We start from the raw sequence: 17000 nt of genomic DNA, 5'->3' as shown, positions 1-17000 counted from the left end.
GTGTATCAATGGGAGACAGCCGGCCTATTCGGCGGCGGCGAGGGATTCAGGCTGGTCGTCGACGCTCTCGGCGAGGAAGGCCGGTAGTTCGGCGCTGTCGCCGGCGAGAGCCGCTTCGTCCGACATGTCGCCGGAGCTGGCGTCCACCGCTTCGGCCGCGATGTCGTCCACCTCCAGTCGGAGCGGTTCGGGAAGCCAGCCCGAGTCCACGAGAAGGCGGGCGGCCTCGCGGGCCATGATGTCCTTCTTCATGTGTTCGATCAGCTGCGCGGAGTCTTCGCCGCGCGCCTCGCGCACCGCCTGGACGATCCTGGCCTTGGTGACGCGGCCGAGATAGTTGTCCACCGTGGGCGACCAGCCGGCCTCGACCATGTCGAATCCGAGCGTGGCGGCAAGCGCATCGGCATGGGCAAGCGCGCCCGGACGCTTGTTCCACGGCTCGACGACCGCGTTGAGAGAAAGCGACGCGCAGTGCGCGAACAGCGCCTTCCGGCTCGCTTCGTCAAGACCGAGCAGGAAGTTCCAGAGGTCGGGACTGTCCGGCATATCCCTGTCCCAGGCTTCGTGACGCTCGGCGATCTCCTTCGCCCAGGGCGTTTCGGCGAGACCCTGTACCTGGCCGAAGTTGTTGCTCACCAGAGTGAGTTCGAGGCAGCTGTCCTTGGCGAAGCGATAGAACACCTGCAGCACGAGGGCGTGCAGAACCGCGACGAAGGCGATATCCACGTCACCCGCGAGCACGTTGCGAAGCGCGAGGGTCTTCTGTGCCGTGAGGTCGAAGACGAGGCGCTCGGGCAGCGGCTTGATACCCTCATCCTCGGCCTCTTCGGCGGTTTCGGAAGCGCCGTTGACGGGCCGGCCGTTCACGACGACGGAGCCCGCGTCGTCATCGTCTTCATGCCGCTCGTCGATTTCCTCGCCGTCGGCATCTTCCGCATTGTCCGACTCGACCTGCGGTTCGTCTTCAGGACGGACGAAGCCGGCGTCAACCTGGAGCTTGCCGTTGGCGGCGAGCGTGATGAACGCTCCGGCGATGGCCTTCAGCGCCGGAGGATAGACGCTGGGTCGATCGTCGAACACACTCAGTTCGGCACTCAGCTGCTCGAGCTTGTCTTCGATGGCCTCGTCGGCGTCTTCCATTTCGGCATATTCGGCGTCAAGCGCGTCGTACTCGGCCTTCACCGCGTCGTAGCGCGCAATCTCCTCGTCGGTCATCTCCGCCGGCTCGGCATAGACCCGCCGCATGCCGGAGGTGTGGCCATAGGAGAAGCTGAGGGCTGCCTCGACCCACTTCCATCCGTCGGCGCGAACGGCCTCGGCATCGACCTTCAGCTTGTCGAAGACCAGCTGTTCGAGAAGCGCTGCATCCTGGAACCAGCTGCCGTGATCAGGCTCGACCAGGTCGCGCAGAACGACACCGCCGGCCGCTTCGTAGGCCTCGGCGCCGACATAGACGGCACGGCGGTCGTCGGATCGAACCGTGGTCTCCGTCAGAAGGCGCCTGATATAGTAGGCGTCCTCCATGTTCGTGCCGGCGACACGCTTCCACACCTGCTCCTGACGCTTGTGATCGGGAGAAATGGCGAAGACATTGAGCTGTTCGAGCTTTATCTCGCCCTTTTCATAGAGGGCGAGCAGCTCCGGAGAGACCTCCGTGAGCTTCAGCCGGTGGTTGACCGTGTTCACCGATACCAGATACCGGGCGGCGATCTCCTCGACGCCGAGGCCCTGGTCCCTGAGCGCCTTGAAGGCCCGGAACTGGTCGAGCGGATGCAGGTTCTCCCGATGCACGTTCTCGGCGAGCGAGTCGTCCTCCATGCTGGTCACGGCGGAGCGGTTGACGATGCAGGGCGTGGACGCCGTCTTCGCCATTTCCTTGCGCTTGACCAGAAGCTGGAGCGCGCTGAAACGGCGGCCGCCGGCTGGGACTTCGTAGCGGCCGGTCTCCTCGCCATCCTTCAGCTCGGGCCGGACGTTTAGGCTCTGAAGCAGCCCGCGGCGCGCGATGTCATCGGCGAGGTCTTCGACGGAGACGCCGTTCTTGATCCGCCGGACGTTCCTCTGCGAGAGGAATAGCTTGTCGAAGGGTATGTTCTCCGCCTGATTGAGGGTGATCTTCTGAATGGCGCTCTTGGCCATGGTCAGGTTCTCCATGACGGGCGGCCCGGAGCCTCTCTCCGGACCTCCAAACCCGTCAGGAAACCTCCCGCCCCCTCCCCCTCTCGCGGCCGCGCACCGCCCGCTCCGGCCGCGACAGGGTGCTGGACTGTGCTGCGAGGGATCGCTATATATCTTCCACAACCGTGGAAGGATTATTGTCATGGCAGGCATCAGCACGCAGGTGCTAACCGCCAACGAGGCGGCGTCGGTGACGCGCGTGCCGCTCAAGCAGGTGCACCGCATCATCGACGCCGGCTTGCTGCGAGGCCGTGTCGAGATGCGTCGCGGCAGCCGCGTCATCGTCGGGACGGGGCTGGTCGGACTGCGCCTGGCCTGGTTGACGGCCGACACGCTGACGCCAACGGCAAGGCGGCGCATCGTCGAGCGCGCGATTGCAACCGACGCTGCATCGGTGGTTGCTGCGGACCCCTTGAAGGTCGACCTCAAGCCGATCGCGGCCGAGGTGAAGATCGGTCTTGCCCGCCTTCGCAAGGCAAAGGCGATGGTGACGTGTGATGCCGACGTTCTCGGCGGCCAGCCGGTCTTTGCTGGAACGCGTGTGCCGGTTCATGACGTCGCCGACATGCTTGCCAATGACGATACGGTCGAGGCGATCCACTCCGCCTATCCGCAGCTGACCCTCGATCAGATCGGCCTCGCGGCTGACTACGCGCTGTCCTATCCCCGGCGGGGGCGACCGCCGACCAAACAAGGCTGGCGGACGGCGCCAGCGAAGTCGTCGCGAGCAGTCGCCCTCGACGATCTGCCTGCTGCTTCGTGAAGTTCCTGGTCGACGAATGTCTGAGCCCGGATCTTGCGAAGCTCGCGCGGGACAGCGGATATCCGGAATCCAGCCATGTGCGCTGGCTCGGACTTGCCGGCGCGAAGGATCATATGGTGACCAGACGCGCCGTCGATGATGGCTATGTTCTGGTCACCCACAACACGACGGACTTTTGTGGGCTTTATAGCCGCGAGGACCTCCATGTCGGTCTGGTTGCGTTCAATACGGCGCCGGGATTGATGAGTCTTGATCTTCAAATACGCCTCTTTCGTCTCGCCCTTTCGGAACTGGATGGCGAGGAGGCATGGAATGAAGTGCTCGAGATCACCGTCGACGCGGAGCGGTTCGTGAGGATCGAGCGGTTCGATCTTCCAGAATAACGCGCTATCCGTCCGGTTCGGCAATGTCGACGCGACCGGCTTTGCGCAGCGCCTCCAGCATACGGGAATGATCCATGAGGATGTGGATCAGCGCCTGCCGTTCCACGGTGACCGTCTTGCTGGTGCTGCGTGTCCGATCGTGCCGCTCGTGCATGGTCTCGAACTCGGCAAGAGTCGTGTAGAGATGGAGGAGAGGTCGGCCGCTCATGACCCGATACTCGGTTCGCGAGAGATAGGCATCGGCTCGACGCCGGGGATGTTCCAGATTTCGGCGCCGGCCGCTCCGTAACGCGCGGCAACCACGTGCAACGGCGCATAGGATAGGCCATGCCATGGGGCGGGCTCGGGCTCACGGCCAACTGCGACCAGTGGTCCGCCGAGCGTGAGCTGTACGACGACATCGAACGCCACGTAGCGGCTGTCGATGACAGGGAGCCCGGCCGCGATGCAGTCGGCCTTGATCGCCTCGCAATCATAGCCGGAGAGCATCGCTCCATTGCTATAGTGAAGCGTGAAGCCGCCGCGGCCGACGGAGAGATGGCCTCCCTCGGTCGCAAGCGCGCATTCTATGTCGGCAGAATAGTCGGTGGAACAGGCTGGCTTCAGCATGATGGTTTTCTCCGTGACGGCCGCGGGAGAGGTCCCGACCGGAAAAGCCGTCACGACGAAAGCCACCCCCTCGGACAAAGGGATGGCCGAAAATATGCGTGGCGTCGCCGCTGTGGTGGAGCGGTCGTCTACAGCGGCGTGTAGGCCGGGCGCTCCGTATTGATGCGGTATTTTCGACGCAACGCCTCGATCGCCGCGTCCTGACGTGCAACCTTGCGGCGCAATCGATCGAGGTCCGCCGCGGCATTGTCGATCAGCCGGCCGAGGAACCGGAGATAGGCTTCCTCATCCAGCCCGGTCCAGTTGGACATGCGCCGGTTGTAGCGGCGCGCTTTCGGCCGGGACTCGATCGCTGCCGCTTCCGCCTTCTCCCGCAGCGACCTTTCGAGTTCGTGGAGATTGTGCCGTGTCTCGCGCAGGCGGGCTTCCATGCAGGCGAGCGTCTGGCGCGCTTCATGATGGCTCATCATGGCGCATCACCCCTTCGATCCCCGGTCATGAGCAGCCATCGGCGCAGATCCTGCCGCATGCGGCCGATCGGGCCGTTGATGGTGGTCACCGAGGCGTCGTCGACCACGCACCCCATGCGTTGGAACCCGGCCAGCATGGCGCGCATCACGTCGAGGTAGAGGCTGCCGCCGACAAGTGCGACATCATGGAAGGGTTCACGGCCATAGCGCGCCATCGACGCGATCTCGGTGCCGGGATGCATGCCGGCATTGTCGGGACCGTTGCGACGGCGGGGCCGCGGCCAGCGTGTGATCATGCCGCCGGCGATCATGCGCTCGGCCAGATCTGGCGTCAGCCGCGCATCGTAATATGCGATCGGGGTTTCGGCATCTCGGAATCCGTAATGCGCCGACAGGAACGCGACATTGGCATGGGTGCCATGCGGATCAACCGATCGAAGGGTGCGCCAGAGCGGGCCGTCGTAGCGGAGGCGGGCCGGCATGTAGCCCGGGTCTCGCCGCTTTGTCGCCGAGCATGCGAGAACGAGAAGGCGGCGATTGGCGACCAGGGACGTGGTCATGGCGCTGCCTCCCCGTGCGTGGGTGTCATGGTATCGACGCGACGTACGACGACGGGGCGTGTGTCGGCGTCCTGTGCGAGACGGCGGATCAGTTCAAGTTCGGAATCCGAGCAGTCGCCACGCACTTCGAGATCGATCCAGTGACCGGCGCGGCCGACATGGGAGTCCCGCAGCCGGTGGCTGGATGAAGTGTAATAGCTCTCATGCGGGTCGTTGAGGCGCACGCGGGTGCGCAGGAACAGGATGCCTGAACCGAGATTGCCGCAGAACAGGAACTCGTCCGCGGGCGTGGCCTTCGGGCCCCCGCCGATTTTTCGATGGCCGATCTGCCGGAACGCTTCGTCGAATGTTTCGGGATTCGGCGTGGTCCTGGCGGACAATTTGCCGTCGAAGACCCAGGGCGGCCGATGTGGATCGACGCGGCCGACCTTAATCTGGTGAAGGAGATCGAGCAGATAGGTGGGATCCGCCGGATAGGGGCAAATTCGCCAGAGGTTTCGGATCGTGCTGCGAAGTTCAGCGGGCAATGCGAAAAGCCGGCTACGGGCTTCGCGCCACCGGCCGGCGCGCAGGGCACGTTGCTCGCGTTCACGCTCGTCCGACCAGATGTGGCGGCGGGCCATTTCTTCGTCGACGCTGTGCTGGCCGGCAGCGATCATCTCCGAAAAGAGCAGCAGCGCCTCGCGTTCGAGGCGCTGTTTGCGCTTGAAGGCCGCGCGCTTGCGCGATGTATCACGATAGGGTTCGGGCTTCGGCCAGGGACGGAAGCGCATCACGCACACTCCCCTCGCGCGGCCCCTGCGGCATTGGCAAGGACGCGGATTGCCCCGTTGATGCTGCCTGTCTGCCGGGCGGCTTCGGCATAGGTCGAGATAGGGAATGCGCCGCTGAAGAAGAGGTCGCGCTCAATATGCATGCCGAACCGCAGCACCAGCGTGGCAAGTTCCGCCAAGCTGAAGGATCCGAGTTCAGGCGCGTCGTTGAGCTGCGCCAATCCATATAGGGTGTCGCCGTTCCCATCGAGCTCGGTCGCAAGCCATGTGCCTATGCCAACCGGGTTGAAGAATTTTACGACCGGGACATGATCGCGACCGCGCTGGCGACCATTGGCAAGAAGCTGTTCGTGCTGACCGGACGTCAGCAGGGATGTTGGATTCTGCGCAATTTGCGCCATGGGTCGTGCTCCGCGACGGGCGGACGAAAGCCCACCTTCCGACCTGTTGACCCGTCACGATGCAAGGCGCCGTCCTCGTATGGGGACGGCGCCTTGAAGCGATGGTTATGGAAAGCCGCCAGCGCGAGATGGGCCCGCCTGTGGGAACGGATCAGTGGGCAAGATCGAGGAGCTTCTTGGCCTTGCCTTCCATATCGAGCCGGTCATCCTGGTGCTGCTTGTCGCGCGCGACCCGGGTGATCCCCTGGACGAAATCGAAGACCGACGCCGGAGGATGCCCTTCGTCGGCAAGCACGGCGTCGATGATCTTCCCGGTCTCGCCCTTCGAGAAGCCGCGCTTTCGAAGGAATGTAGTGCGATCGTCATCGTCACGCGCGACGATCTGCTCGCGTGCCGCCTTGATGCCGTTAATGAACGGCATCGGCGAGGATTCCGCGAACTGGATCAGTGCCGGTTCGGCTTCGAGGGCGAAACGTGAGGCGGCGTATTTTGAGTGGCGAATGGTGATTTCCTGGAAATCCTCCACGCCCCATAGATTGCGATTTTGGCACACGGCCCGCAGGTAAAAGCTTGCAATTCCTAGCGTTTTCGAGCCGACCTCGCTGTTCCACGCATAGAATCCGCGGAAGTATAGATCCGGCTCGCCATTCGGCAGCCGTCCCGCTTCGATAGGGTTGCGATCGTCGACCAGGAAGACGAAGATGTCGCGGTCGGAGGCATAGAGCGTGGTCGTGTCCTTCGAGATATCGACATTGGGATTGTAGATGCTGGTCGACCAGTCGAGCACGCCCGGCACTTTCCAGCGCGTGTCGCCGGTGCCGTTGCCCGCGATCTTCTGCACCGCGTCGACCAACTCGTGATCGAAGATCCTGCCGTAGTCCGGGCCCGTCACCGCCCGGAGCTCAAGGCGGCCGTTCTCGATTTCGAGTGTCTTCACCTGTTCCGCGCGGTGTGTGGAAAGCCCATACTGCAGGTTAATACCGGCGAGCGCTGCCGGAAGTTGACGCAGATAGGTCGCCGGCGCACCGACCAGGCTGGCGAGTTGGCCGAAACTCCAGTGTGTCGGCGCGACGGGCGCGGGCGCGTCTGGCAGCATCAACGTCAGCCGCTCGGGATTGTCTCGAGAGGCTTCCACACGGATCGCCTCACTTTCGACGATCCGTGTCTTGCTGCGTTCGGACCGCCGCTTCACCGCATCGTTGAGGTCCGTGAGGGACAGGTAGCGTTCGTCATCCGGCCGGTTGAACCATTCCGAGGACACGCGGCCGATGCGCTGGCCGCGGCTGGCGTCGACCTTGTAGCCATTGCGCGCGTTGCGCACAGGCGCCTGAATTTCCATCTGGGTCATGCTCTTGCTCCGCGACGGGCGCCGGGAGCCTCTCTCCGGACCTTTACCCGCCGCCCGCCACCCGCCTCCTCTCTCCCTCTGCCGGCAGCGCCTTACGCCAAAAAAGTGGCGCCGCTGCAGCCAGCCGCAGCGCCATCGAGAAGTTGCCAAGGGCGGCAAGGGCGCACGGTCAATTGCTTAGTGGGAACGACCTCGGAGCTTCAGGTCCGCGCCGCATTCTTCGGGTGGGTTCTTCATTCCGGCACGGCATCCAGGAAGGGCGAGGTCTGTTCGATGCTTTAGGGATGAAGCCATCCCGTTGCGTCATCGAGAAAACCGTGAATCAATGACAAGCGGGGATGCCATGGCATCCGGAGCGATGGAGGCGATGCGACGTTTCAGACTGGCTGACCGCGAAATCGAGGAAACCTCACCGGATCTGCAGGGTGTGCTGGCCGATTCGTATCGTCGCCGCATTCGTCCCCTTTGCCTTTGCAAGGAAGCTGGTCTTGCCATGTACATTGCGCAGATCGGAGATCGGTACATCGTCAAGCGAATGCCGTTGTCAGGTAGCGCGCACGATGTGACTTGCTCATCTTACGATCCCCCTGATGAGTTTTCCGGCCTCGGCGTACTATTGGGAAACGCCATACAGATTGATCCCGAGACCGGGCTGTCGGCGTTAAAGGTCGGGTTCAGCTTGACCAAACTCGGATCCCGGACAGCTCCAGTTGCTGGTGTGGGCACCGTGGAGAGCGTCATAAGTGATGCGCGAAAACTCTCATTGCGCAGTCTGCTGCACTATCTCTGGCACCAGGCGGAGCTGACAACCTGGACCTCGCGCTGGTCGGGAAAGCGGCATTGGTTCAACATCAGATGGCATCTGATCGAAGCGGCCCGGCAGATGACGGTAAGGGGTGGAATGCTGAGCGATGTGCTATTCGTGCCCGAGCCGTTTCGCGCCACGGACAAGGCTGCGATTGAGCAGCGTCGGGCCGCTGCTCTGGCACTTGCATTGCAACCGAGGAGCGGTCCGCGGAAATTGATGATCCTTGTGGGCGAGGTGAAGGATGTCACGCCGGCGCGTAACGGGCATCGTCTGGTTATCAAGCATATGCCGGACTTTCCGTTAATGCTCGACGAAATCCTTCATCGCCGACTCGTGGCTCACTTCGAAAATGAGCTTGCCTTGTGGGATGCGGACGAACAATCGCATCTCATGACCATCGCCACGTTCGGCATTGCCCCATCGGGGCTCGCCGTGGTCGAGGAGATCGCCTTGATGGTGGTCGCTGAGAATTGGGTGCCTTACGATTCGATTTATGAGAAGCGGCTGATCGATGCGCTCGCGAAGCTCAGGGCTCGTAGCGTGAAGGGGTTGCGTTACAACCTGCCGGCGGGAAAGCCGAGCGCCGTGGCGATGCTCCAGACAGGACATAGACCGGTCGGCCTGTACATCGTTCCGTTAGCGGCAGCGGATGGCTACGAGGACGCGTTGCGCGAGATGATCTCCTCGCGGCCTGATGTCGACGCATGGATCTGGAGGATCGCTGACGGTGAGATGCCGCGATTGCCGCTCTATGCTCATGGGAATTCGTGACCGGATCTTTTAGCTAGGAGAGCTGGTTCTGCAGGAAAAAAGCCGTGTGATGAGCGATCCCCTCATCTACTGCGCTATTCATCCAGGCTGTCCCGGTCAACTCGAAGGTAGGTTCGGGATGATCGCATGGTGCGGGACTTGGGACGGATTTGTCGCAGTGACAACACCGCCGTGCAGGCTCATGATTCTGCCATGCGCAGTCTTGGGATATCGCGGGCCAGAGGGGTTGCGGGCTTTGCCCTGACACTTCTGCTCGCCTATCTCTTTCTGCTGCAAGGACTGGCGGTCGCTTACGCCAAGACGCTAATGGCTACCGATCAGTTCGGTCCGAGCTTCGTTATCTGCGCACCTTCCGGCAAGACCGAACAACCTCTCGACGATCCGCTTGAGCATATGGCCGGAGAGTGTTGCAAGGCTCTTTGCGAGGCTGTTAGCGCTGTCGGACCCATCATCGAGCCATCGCCGAGCCTATCCCCTCTTGCCTTTCCGCTTGTGATCAGGGCGAAGGAATTCAAGCCGGGGGCGCAGCGGGCACCGCCGGGAGAACCCGGCACGATTCCGGAAGCACGCGGACCTCCACATTTCTCCATATGACATAGCATCCCGGAAGGGCAGGCGCTTGTGCGTGCCCTTCGCAATATACATGTATGGAGAGATTACAGTGTTCACATTTATTCGTGCCGCGGCCGCGGCGAGCCTGATCGTCACTTGCGCGCCTGCTCTGGCTCGAGATGCAAGCATCGGCGACATCGAGATCAGCGATCCCTGGACCAGGGCGACGCCGCCAGCCGCCAAGGTCGGTGGCGGCTATCTGACATTGACAAATAAAGGTGCACAACCGGACCGGTTGCTCGACGGCTCCTCCGAAATCGCCTCACGCGTGGAGGTCCACAAGATGGAGATGACGGACGGGATTATGAAGATGCGACCCGTACCGGAAGGTGTCGAAGTGCCTGCCGGCGTAACCGTCAAACTTGCCCCGGGCGGTTATCATTTGATGCTGCTGGACCTCAAGAAGCCGATCTCCGAGGGCGAGACGATCCCCGTAAAGCTCCGTTTCGAACGAGCGGGTGCGGTCGATGTCGAGTTTGTAGCCGGGCCGTTCGGCTACACCCCGGCAGGCGATCACGGTGGCCAGGACAAGGCCGGCGCGCAGTCGGGTAAGGACGGAGGAGGTCACTGATGCGCGGTCGCACTATGGGCCTTCTGGCAGCCGCTGTTCTTGCCGTCGTGCTGACCATTGTAGGCTTCACCATCGTCACCGGTTCAAACAGGTTCGGACCAGGACAGTCGCGCAGTACCGGGGTCGCTACCGTTGGCGGGCCGTTCACGTTGACAGGTACCGACGGGAAGACGGTGACGGAGAAGGATCTGCTCGGCAAGCCGAGCGCGATCTTCTTCGGCTTCACCTTTTGCCCGGAGGTCTGTCCGACAACGCTCTTCGAGTTGACCACGCTCGCCGAGCAACTCGGATCCGAAGCCGACAAGTTGAACTTCGTGTTCGTTTCTGTGGATGCCGAGCGCGATGGTCCGGAAGAGATGAAGCAGTACCTGACCGCCTTTGACAGCCGTATCATCGGCCTTACCGGAACCCCCCAGCAGATCGACGCCGCAGCCAAGGCTTTCAAGATCTATTACACCAAGGTTCCTCTCGAGAACGGTGACTATACCATGGACCATACAGCATCGGTGTTGCTGATGGATGCCCAAGGTAAGTTCTTCGGGACAATGGCTTATGAAGAGGCAAAGGACGTGATGCTGGCCAAACTGAAGCGTCTCGCCAACGACAGTTAGTGTTCAACGCCTAGCGACATTGTTGACGGTAATGCGGCCTGAACGGTGGGAAGCTGCCTGCTGGACAGATGTCAATCGTCGAATTCTGTGCCGATGTAGTCTCTGCCGGATACATTACAAACATTTACGAAAGATATCGCTATGAACAAGTTCATATCCCTCCTTGCTGCCTCGTTTGTTGCGACAGCAATCTCGACAGGCGCTGCGACGGCGCACTCCGAGCTCAAGAGCTCGATTCCGGCGGCAGGTTCAAGCGTGGAGTCGCCAAAGTCGCTCGAACTGACCTTTTCCGACAGCGTCAATCTACGCTTCAGCAATGTGACCCTGACCAATTCCGGCGCCGTTGAAGGAAAGATTGGTGAACCCGCTATCTCCGAAGACGGGCATACGCTTGTTATACCTGTTTCGGGGCCTCTTTCTGCTGGCAAGTACGTCGTCAACTGGAACGCACTCTCACAGGATGGACATAAGGTGAAGGGCGAATTCAGCTTCGCCGTTGAGTGATGAGCGAAGCCGTGCTCGATCCGCAGAGCGCGCTGATCCTCTGTCGAAGCGCAATATTCGGGTCGTCCCTGATGATCTGGGGAGCGTCGGTGTTCCGCTGGCGCCTCCTGCCCGGAGCGTCGAGGATGCGTTTCGAGCCCTGGATGGTCGTCACATTGATCATCGCCGTCGGCTTGCTTCTGCCGGTACAGGTGGCGCGGATCGCCGGCGACTGGGAAGATGCGGGAGACCCCGACCTTGTCTGGGACGTGGTGATGTTCACGTCTCCCGGCAACGCATGGGCGCTTCAGGCAGTCGCTGCCATGTCGGTTGTGCTCTCCTTTATCCTGGGGTGGACGAGAGCCGCGCTCGTCTTGACCTGCCACTGAGTTTTTCCTCCACTTGGAGTTAGAGTCCGGCCTCGATTGAAGGACGGACAGATGAAGCGGAAGCGGTTTACGGAAGAGCAGATCATCGCGGTTCTGCGCGAGCACGAGGCGGGTGCGAAGGCGGGCGATCTGGCCCGCAAGCACGGTGTCAGCGAGGCAACGCTGTATAACTGGAAGGCGAAGTATGGCGGGATGGACGTGTCCGACGCCAAGCGCCTGAAGGCTCTGGAAGACGAGAACGCGAAGCTGAAGAAGCTGCTCGCCGACCAGATGCTTGAAGCCTCGGCCCTTCGCGAGCTTCTGTCAAAAAAATGGTAGGGCCCGCCGCCAAGCGCGAAGCCGTCGCGCATCTGCAGGCCGTCATGGGCCTTTCGGAGCGTCGGGCCTGTTCCTTCGTCGGTGCTGATCGCAAGATGATCCGCTACCGGTCGAGCCGTCCGCCGGAGACCGAACTTCGCGGCCGGCTACGGGATCTTGCTAATGAACGCCGTCGCTTCGGCTATCGGCGGTTGTTCATCCTGCTACGGCGGGAGGGCGAGCCGTCCGGGATCAACCGCATCTATCGGCTCTACCGGGAGGAAGGCCTCACGGTTCGCAAGCGCCGGGCACGGCGACGGGCGGTGGGCACACGAGCGCCCATCCTGGTCGAGGCAAGACCGAACGCGCGCTGGTCCCTCGACTTCGTGCACGACCAGTTCGCCTGCGGGCGGCGCTTTCGGGTGCTGAACATCGTCGATGACGTCACGCGCGAGTGCCTGGCCGCCATCCCGGACACATCGATCTCCGGCCGCCGGGTAGCACGTGAACTGACCGACCTGATCAGCCGTCGCGGCAAGCCGGACATGATCGTTTCGGACCACGGCACCGAGTTCACCTCGAACGCCATCCTCGCCTGGTCGAAGGATCACCGTGTCGAGTGGCACTACATCGCGCCCGGAAAGCCGATGCAGAACGGTTATGTCGAATCCTTTAACGGCCGGATGCGCGATGAGCTGCTGAACGAAAGCCTGTTCTTCGGCATCGACCATGCGCGCAGCGCCATCGCCGAATGGAGGGAAGATTTCAACACCGCGAGGCCGCATTCCTCGCTCGGCTACCAGACCCCGGCGGCCTTCGCTGAGATCCTCACCGCAACCGGCTCCGACGCTTCGCTCGACATGGGCTACGCGTCTCCGCCGGTTGCTCAACCCGCGCCCTACGGCGTAACAGAAACGGCCGAGGCTCTAATCGCAGCTGGATGAAAGTTCAGTGGCAGGTCAGTCTCTGCATTCTTCGTCTTTGTTGGTCAGTCTATGTCTGGCCATGCCGCAGCATCCGAGGGAGTTGCGGGCTTGCTAAGGCAGACGAACGACGTAGCCCACATGATGGCCGCGGGCGCTTGGCTCGGCGCATTGCCTTTTGTCATAGGACTTCTCTCTCGTCTTGAGAGGCTCGAAACCAGAGCTGTTCTCATGCGCTATTCAGGCGAAGGACACGTCTGGGTCGCTGCAGTTCTCGTTACCGGCCTCACCGCGACGCTCTGGATTTTCGACGGCATTCCGCTCGACTGGTCGGTGCGCTATCAGTCTCTTTGGGCTCTCAAGGTTTTCGTGACCCTATTGATGGTGGGCTTGGCCATACGAAACCGCTATTTTCTTGTGCCTCGCCTTGGAGCCGGACCCGAAACACTACGGGCGATCGCGAAGGCTACGAAAGCTGAGGTGGGGCTGGGACTTGTAGCGGTCACATTGGTCGCATGGTTCGGTACTCTTGAACCTCGATAAGATCCTCAGGTCACGTCTGAAGGTTCGCTACTCGTAGAATGCTCAAGGTGCTTGCTGTATCATTTGAGAAGCTTTCGCGTGCCCAAATAATCGGACTAGTCTCGAAAAGCCTTCACGTTATGGAAGGGAGCCCTTGGCATTGCCAGCTTATCGTCCACCCCGAGTTTCCTTTTCCTGAAATTTCGTGACAATCGAGCTATCTGCGGCGATGCCAATCATGACGGCCGTCGCCGGAGCAGGCGTTACAGTCGCCATCGGCGGTCGGGAATCGGCGGCGGTCGGTATCACGAGAAGCATCTACGCCGTCAACGAGCACTCCGACGTTGATCTTAAGTATATGGAATGATCGCAATGAGTACTGCTTTCTGGTCGTCGACCTGCATCTGTGTACGCGGTGATATCAATTCTCCGCGACGAGAAACCAGGACAGCGGAATGATGATGCTGAGCAGGATTGGCTGGTGCACGAGATAGATCAGCAGGCTGCGGTTCCCCATCCAGACTATCGTCCTTACAGGCCAGGTCCGAGTCCCCGGTCGGGATTGGATGGCCCGATCACGGTTGGACAGAAAGAGCTTCGCACTGGCCATGCCAAGGAAGGTGACGCCGACCCAAGGGAAAATCGGGACAAAATCGTTGCTGGGCGGAGGACGCTCTGCAAATCCCGTCCAGGCTAGCCACCGCGTGTCAAATGTCGAAAAATCGAAGAGGAAAGGCAGGATCAGCATAATCGCGCCGACGGTGAAATTAGCCAAAGCGCCGGCGCGCAGAAAAAGGGCGCCAACAAGCGTTGCCGCCGTGATCGCGTGGAGAATCCCGAAAAAGATGAAGCTCTCGGGGAAAGCGAACCAGCTGACCAGCGTGATGACCAGCGCGTAAGCGGTGATGGTGAAAAGACGGCGGTTAAAGGCTCTCACGTGAACGGTTTCGCGATGTGCGAGCACCAGACTCACACCCACAAGAAACATGAATGTTCCGGCAAGGCTTCGTCCGAAAGCAAGCCAGACGGGATGTCCTGCTACACCGCTGATGATCCCGGTGAATTCCAGATCCCACACAATATGAAACAGGACGACGCCTGCGATCGCCAGTCCTCGTGCGACGTCAATCGCTACAACGCGCTGGCCGTGGGCCAATGTCTTTGCCTCTCCTGTGCGCCGTGGATTCGCAGATCTTCGCACGCGGCGCTCCGGCCCTGGCTAACGGGTGGGCATCGGTCCACGCGTGCGGCTCATTGAGTCCCTTGAGCGAGCTTGACTTCACTCTCGACAAGATCGACGAGCTGTTGCGGCCCGAAGGTTTGCATGCTCTTGCCGTTGACGAAGAACGTTGGGGTCTGGTCAACGCGCCACGTATCGATGTCCTTCGATTCCTGATCGAGCACCGCGGTGACCTCGTTCGAAGAGGCGTCTTGCCGCGCGCGCTCAAGGTCCAACCCGGCGGCGGCTGCGGCCTGCCATGCCTTGTCAATGACCGGCCCGCTATGGGGGGCCCATTCCGGCTGTGCGGCCAGGAGAGCTTCCAAGACTGGTTCGAAGAGATTCTGCTTTCGTGCGGCTTCAAGGATTCCTACTGCCTGGTCCGAACCGTCGTGGAATGCGGCGTATCGTAGGACGAGTCGGACATCCTGAGGATATTGTGCAAGGATGTTCTTTACGATGGGATAGAAGGCACGGCAGGCTTCGCATGACGGATCGAAGAACTCCACGATCGTTACCGGGGCGGTTGTCGGTCCGATCACTGGCGAGTGCTCTCTGATGAGACTGTTGCTGTCCTCCGCGACCACCGGGGTACCGCTACCACCGCCGCGATTGTAGTAGAGTGCTGAACCTCCAAAGATGACGGCAGAGGCGATAGCGGCGGAGACGACTATCAATTGTCGACGATTCATCGGTAAACTCCTGGGCGACACAGGGAGAGGAGCCCGCCTATTGCCGCAAAGGCAATCAGCGAGGCCAGCGGTAAGGGGACGCTGCCGAGAATGGTCATAGCTTCCCCAGCGCAAGATGTCCCGGAGCGCGTGCATGGGACTATCGCCTCTTCGACGAGGCCGAAATAGATCAACGTGTGGAAAAACGCGATCGCCGCGCCTAATCCAACGAGTGGCAATGCATAGAATTTGATGCTGGAATCAGACCGAAATGCCGCGATTCCCAAGATAATCGCGAGAGGAAACATAAATATCCTCTGGAACCAGCAGAGATTGCATGGTGTCTGCCCAACGATCTCTCCAATGAACAAGGCGGTGAGCGTTGCTGCTACCGCGATCATCCAAGCGAACAATAGCCATAAGCCATTGCGCTCCTCCACCACGTCGTTGGACAATTTGTTCAACATCCATCAAGAACCCGTGACTTGATCTCTTGCTATGCGACGAAGCTTTTCCAACCGCGTCTCGCGTGGCTCGTGCATATCCATCATACCGCCAAAGCTGCCATCAGATTTCATGAGGAACACACCGGCAGTGTGATCCATCGTGTACTCGCCAGCCTCCAAAGGGACCTTTTTCGCGTAGGCGGAAAAAGCCTTGAGCGCGGCATCTGTCTCGGCAGCCGTACCGCGAAGCGCCAGGATCCGGCTGTCGAACGATGTCATGTAACTTGCCAGGGCTTCTTGGGTATCGCGCTCCGGATCGACCGTGATGAATAGAACCTCGAAATCGTCAGCTACAGGTCCCAGCTCCGTCATCAGGTCCGTTAGCTCGAACAGCGTCGTCGGACAAATGTCGGGACAGTAGGTGAATCCGAAGAAGACCAGATAGGGTCGACCGGCCAGCGACTGATTGTCGACGCGTTCGCCGGTATGCGACACCAAGGAGAAAGGCCCACCGACTTTCGCGGTGCCACTTGAAGTCTCGACCGTCGGACTGCCACCGGATAGTTGCGTCGACACGATCACGAACATGCCGAGCAACACGATGGCGGCCCACACTATGAGCCGGAAGGCCCGCAGTCCGCTCACGGCGTATGACCGCCGTGCTCATTGCCGCTGCCCGTTTCAACCGTGGGGTTTCTCTGCACGACAAACTCGATCTCTACGGTCCCGGCCCGGGCGAACTCCAACGTCGCCTTGAAGCTGCTCCCTTCGATCAGCTGCTGGTTGGGTTTGATGAGCATAAGGTGGATGCCGCCTGGCGCCAACTCGACCGAGGCTCCTGCAGCGATCTCGACTCCATCGGGAAGTGGACGCATGCGGGCTATGCCGTCATCCATGGTCATCTGATGGACTTCGATCCGATCAGCTATCGGAGTCGAACCGCCGGTCAGTCTGTCGGGCTGTGACCCTGAATTTGTCACCGTCAGATAGGCTCCGGCGACCGGGGCAGCGGACGGCGTGACCCGTGACCACGGATGGCCAATCTTGATATCACCTTGCGAGAATTGGTGTGCAAAAGCTGATGTAGAAAGCAGCATCGCGGCCAACATGCAAATGAGCTTCACTGTCAGCTTGAACCCGGAAGACAATGGGTTTCCTCCAACTATTGTTCCTTCGCGGCTTTCTCGCCCTT

23 protein-coding genes are annotated in these 17000 nt (G+C 61.0%); 10 read left to right on the top strand and 13 right to left on the bottom strand.

The features are described 5' to 3' along the window. Positions 1-24 precede the first annotated feature (24 nt). On the bottom strand, positions 25-2139 hold the full coding sequence (locus tag BSQ44_RS25535; RefSeq protein WP_072608423.1) for a ParB/RepB/Spo0J family partition protein: 2115 nt from the start codon (positions 2137-2139) through the stop codon (positions 25-27). A 181-nt stretch (positions 2140-2320) separates the two neighbouring features. On the opposite strand from BSQ44_RS25535, the gene BSQ44_RS25530 reads away from it, so the two are divergent. Both BSQ44_RS25530 and BSQ44_RS25525 read left to right on the top strand, forming a co-directional pair. Continuing rightward, the gene (locus tag BSQ44_RS25530; RefSeq protein WP_072608323.1) at positions 2321-2941 is read left to right on the top strand and encodes a DUF433 domain-containing protein; all 621 of its coding nucleotides are present in this window, start codon (positions 2321-2323) and stop codon (positions 2939-2941) included. After that, on the top strand, positions 2938-3324 hold the full coding sequence (locus tag BSQ44_RS25525) for a DUF5615 family PIN-like protein (protein WP_072608322.1): 387 nt from the start codon (positions 2938-2940) through the stop codon (positions 3322-3324). The genes BSQ44_RS25530 and BSQ44_RS25525 overlap by 4 nt, the downstream gene beginning before the upstream one ends. Positions 3325-3328: 4 nt before the next feature. Here BSQ44_RS25525 and BSQ44_RS25520 read toward each other — a convergent pair whose 3' ends face one another. From BSQ44_RS25520 to BSQ44_RS25490, 7 genes are all read right to left on the bottom strand, one after another. After that, positions 3329-3532 (bottom strand): hypothetical protein, encoded by a 204-nt coding sequence (locus BSQ44_RS25520; RefSeq protein ID WP_072608321.1) that lies wholly within the window; start codon positions 3530-3532, stop codon positions 3329-3331. Further along, positions 3529-3933, bottom strand: coding sequence for a hypothetical protein (locus BSQ44_RS25515; protein ID WP_072608422.1), 405 nt, complete (start codon positions 3931-3933; stop codon positions 3529-3531). Before BSQ44_RS25515 ends, BSQ44_RS25520 begins: the two co-directional genes overlap by 4 nt. Positions 3934-4061: 128 nt before the next feature. Next, positions 4062-4403 carry a hypothetical protein gene (locus BSQ44_RS25510; RefSeq protein WP_072608320.1) on the bottom strand — a complete coding sequence of 114 codons (342 nt, stop codon included), beginning with the start codon at positions 4401-4403 and terminating at the stop codon, positions 4062-4064. Next, the gene (locus tag BSQ44_RS25505) at positions 4400-4963 is read right to left on the bottom strand and encodes a hypothetical protein (protein ID WP_072608319.1); all 564 of its coding nucleotides are present in this window, start codon (positions 4961-4963) and stop codon (positions 4400-4402) included. Before BSQ44_RS25505 ends, BSQ44_RS25510 begins: the two co-directional genes overlap by 4 nt. Further along, entirely contained in the window at positions 4960-5736 is a 777-nt protein-coding gene (locus tag BSQ44_RS25500) for a hypothetical protein (RefSeq protein ID WP_072608318.1), read from the bottom strand. The genes BSQ44_RS25505 and BSQ44_RS25500 overlap by 4 nt, the downstream gene beginning before the upstream one ends. Then, positions 5736-6137 (bottom strand): DUF2958 domain-containing protein, encoded by a 402-nt coding sequence (locus BSQ44_RS25495; protein ID WP_072608317.1) that lies wholly within the window; start codon positions 6135-6137, stop codon positions 5736-5738. The genes BSQ44_RS25500 and BSQ44_RS25495 overlap by 1 nt, the downstream gene beginning before the upstream one ends. Positions 6138-6288: 151 nt before the next feature. Further along, entirely contained in the window at positions 6289-7485 is a 1197-nt protein-coding gene (locus BSQ44_RS25490; RefSeq protein WP_072608316.1) for a DUF932 domain-containing protein, read from the bottom strand. A 367-nt stretch (positions 7486-7852) separates the two neighbouring features. Between BSQ44_RS25490 and BSQ44_RS25485 the strand changes: the two genes are divergently transcribed. The 8 genes from BSQ44_RS25485 (at position 7853) to BSQ44_RS25445 (ending at position 13493) form a co-directional block, all read left to right on the top strand. After that, the gene (locus tag BSQ44_RS25485) at positions 7853-9064 is read left to right on the top strand and encodes a DUF1173 domain-containing protein (RefSeq protein WP_072608421.1); all 1212 of its coding nucleotides are present in this window, start codon (positions 7853-7855) and stop codon (positions 9062-9064) included. A gap of 126 nt (positions 9065-9190) precedes the next feature. Further along, positions 9191-9658, top strand: coding sequence for a hypothetical protein (locus BSQ44_RS25480; protein WP_072608315.1), 468 nt, complete (start codon positions 9191-9193; stop codon positions 9656-9658). A gap of 67 nt (positions 9659-9725) precedes the next feature. Next, positions 9726-10247 carry a copper chaperone PCu(A)C gene (locus tag BSQ44_RS25475; RefSeq protein ID WP_235633472.1) on the top strand — a complete coding sequence of 174 codons (522 nt, stop codon included), beginning with the start codon at positions 9726-9728 and terminating at the stop codon, positions 10245-10247. Next, the gene (locus tag BSQ44_RS25470) at positions 10247-10858 is read left to right on the top strand and encodes an SCO family protein (RefSeq protein WP_072608313.1); all 612 of its coding nucleotides are present in this window, start codon (positions 10247-10249) and stop codon (positions 10856-10858) included. The genes BSQ44_RS25475 and BSQ44_RS25470 overlap by 1 nt, the downstream gene beginning before the upstream one ends. Positions 10859-10999: 141 nt before the next feature. Beyond that, entirely contained in the window at positions 11000-11362 is a 363-nt protein-coding gene (gene copC, locus BSQ44_RS25465) for a copper homeostasis periplasmic binding protein CopC (RefSeq protein ID WP_072608312.1), read from the top strand. Then, positions 11362-11730, top strand: coding sequence for a hypothetical protein (locus tag BSQ44_RS25460; RefSeq protein WP_072608311.1), 369 nt, complete (start codon positions 11362-11364; stop codon positions 11728-11730). Before copC ends, BSQ44_RS25460 begins: the two co-directional genes overlap by 1 nt. Before the next feature lie 51 nt (positions 11731-11781). Further along, a protein-coding gene (locus BSQ44_RS25450; protein ID WP_114580115.1) for an IS3 family transposase occupies positions 11782-12971 on the top strand; the annotation gives its coding sequence in 2 pieces (ribosomal slippage) (positions 11782-12034 and positions 12034-12971; 1191 coding nt in all). Between the two features lie 120 nt (positions 12972-13091). Then, positions 13092-13493 (top strand): CopD family protein, encoded by a 402-nt coding sequence (locus BSQ44_RS25445; RefSeq protein WP_157894698.1) that lies wholly within the window; start codon positions 13092-13094, stop codon positions 13491-13493. Between the two features lie 400 nt (positions 13494-13893). On the opposite strand, the gene BSQ44_RS25440 is transcribed toward BSQ44_RS25445, so the two are convergent. From BSQ44_RS25440 to BSQ44_RS25420, 5 genes are all read right to left on the bottom strand, one after another. Continuing rightward, on the bottom strand, positions 13894-14628 hold the full coding sequence (locus BSQ44_RS25440; protein ID WP_072608308.1) for a heparan-alpha-glucosaminide N-acetyltransferase: 735 nt from the start codon (positions 14626-14628) through the stop codon (positions 13894-13896). 95 nt (positions 14629-14723) lie between these two features. After that, positions 14724-15383: a DsbA family protein gene (locus BSQ44_RS25435; RefSeq protein WP_072608307.1), complete on the bottom strand. Its 660-nt coding sequence runs from the start codon at positions 15381-15383 to the stop codon at positions 14724-14726. Then, positions 15380-15829, bottom strand: coding sequence for a disulfide bond formation protein B (locus BSQ44_RS25430; RefSeq protein WP_072608306.1), 450 nt, complete (start codon positions 15827-15829; stop codon positions 15380-15382). Before BSQ44_RS25430 ends, BSQ44_RS25435 begins: the two co-directional genes overlap by 4 nt. A gap of 3 nt (positions 15830-15832) precedes the next feature. Continuing rightward, positions 15833-16453: an SCO family protein gene (locus BSQ44_RS25425; RefSeq protein ID WP_072608305.1), complete on the bottom strand. Its 621-nt coding sequence runs from the start codon at positions 16451-16453 to the stop codon at positions 15833-15835. Continuing rightward, entirely contained in the window at positions 16450-16956 is a 507-nt protein-coding gene (locus BSQ44_RS25420; protein ID WP_223479546.1) for a copper chaperone PCu(A)C, read from the bottom strand. Before BSQ44_RS25420 ends, BSQ44_RS25425 begins: the two co-directional genes overlap by 4 nt. Positions 16957-17000 lie beyond the last annotated feature (44 nt).

The sequence above is a fragment of the Aquibium oceanicum genome, assembly GCF_001889605.1.
Lineage (GTDB): Bacteria > Pseudomonadota > Alphaproteobacteria > Rhizobiales > Rhizobiaceae > Aquibium > Aquibium oceanicum.
The sequence above is the reverse complement of the archived record's forward strand: the minus strand, read 5'-3'. Positions and strand labels throughout refer to the sequence as shown.